The sequence below is a fragment of the Kitasatospora sp. NPDC088264 genome, assembly GCF_040685715.1.
In the GTDB taxonomy this organism is placed as follows: domain Bacteria; phylum Actinomycetota; class Actinomycetes; order Streptomycetales; family Streptomycetaceae; genus Kitasatospora.
Genome location: NZ_JBFBIR010000148.1, coordinates 1 through 1251 on the forward strand (window position 1 = coordinate 1; position 1251 = coordinate 1251).

Below are 1251 nucleotides of genomic sequence, written 5' to 3' on the forward strand. Positions count from 1 at the left end.
GACGCGGGGAAGCCGGAACGGAAGCAGACGCGGAGGAGACGTCTGCGGTGCCTGCTCCCTTCTGTGGTCCCGGTGAGTGCAGCACGGACGGGAGAGCCAGGCACAAGGCTGCCGCGGTGCAGGCCGCGGTCGCAGCGAGGGCACGCCGGCGGTGCCGGCGCCGGTCGGCGCGTCGGCGGATCTCCGCTGCGGGCAGTGTCGGCGCGGGCATCTGCGTGCCGAGCAGCCGCAGCCTGTCGCCGAGGGTGTCGTGGATGGGGTCAGACACGAAGCTTTCCTTCCTCGCTGGTCGGGGCTTGGTCGGCGAGTCTGCCCGCGAGCGCGGCCCGGCCGCGGGCGAGGCGACTCTTGACGGCGCTGACACTGGCGCCAGTCTCGGCCGCGACCTGCTCGACGGAGAGGTCGCACATGTGGTGCAGGACCAGGGCGCTCCGCTGTGCCTCGGGCAGGTCGCGTAGCGCGGCAACCAGCATCAGGTGCTCCTCGGTGGGCGGCTCGACGGTGGGCGGTTCTTGGCGGTGGTGGCGTCCGGCTAAGTGCAGGCCCCGGGCCACACGTCGCCAGCGGGAGATGGCCAGCCGCCGGGCCGTGGTCCGGATCCATGCCTCCGGGGCGTTGTCCGGGTCGAAGGTGTGCCTTCGGTCCCACGCGCGGATGAACGCCTCCTGGACCACGTCCTGTGCTTCGGACCAGCTGCCGGTCAGCGCGTAGAGCTGCCCGGTCAGGCGGGAGAAGGACGCCGCGTAGAACGCGTCGAACTCCTGTGGCGTCATCAAGGGCCTTTCTTCCGGGCTGTCCGTCAGCTTGCGGCACAGGCGGCTCGCGAGGAAGCACTCCTCGGCTGCGGCTGTGGAGCCGTGCGTCCTGGACGGAGCGTCCCGTCCTGTACGCACGAGCACCACCCCAGGGTTGCGCCCGCGGCCTATGACCTGGATCACGTGCGCGGGGTGCGACCTGCCGAGCGTCGGGAGACCTACAGGGGCGCAGGCGTCAACCGGACGCCCGGCAGAAAAGGACACGGATTCATGCGTATCCGCCCGATCACACTCATCGCCGCCACCGCCGTAGCCATCGCGACCGCAGGAGGAATAGCCACCGCCGCAACCAGCACCTCCACGCCCACCCCCACGGCCCACGGCGAGCCCTCCGCTGTGCCCTCCGCTGCGCCCTCCGCTGCGCCCTCCGGCGCCGGCTCGGCCGACGCCTCGGTGGCTCCCGGCAGTGGCCCGTCCGTTACCCGTTCGACTGCCA

At 71.9% G+C, this 1251-nt stretch carries 1 protein-coding gene and 2 pseudogenes; all 3 read right to left on the reverse strand.

The window, feature by feature from the left end:
- Nucleotides 1–268, reverse strand: a pseudogene (locus tag AB0O82_RS38735) (hypothetical protein); the annotation flags it as partial.
- The gene (locus AB0O82_RS38740) at nucleotides 261–773 is read right to left on the reverse strand and encodes a SigE family RNA polymerase sigma factor (RefSeq protein ID WP_363589760.1); all 513 of its coding nucleotides are present in this window, start codon (nucleotides 771–773) and stop codon (nucleotides 261–263) included. The pseudogene AB0O82_RS38735 and the gene AB0O82_RS38740, both read right to left, overlap by 8 nt.
- A 200-nt stretch (nucleotides 774–973) precedes the next feature.
- A pseudogene (locus AB0O82_RS38745) lies at nucleotides 974–1251 on the reverse strand (hypothetical protein); the annotation flags it as partial.

Coding starts and splice junctions, on each gene's coding strand:
- AB0O82_RS38740 (WP_363589760.1), bottom strand. CDS start 773: ATGACGCCACAGGAGTTCGACGCGTTCTACGCGGCGTCCTTCTCCCGC.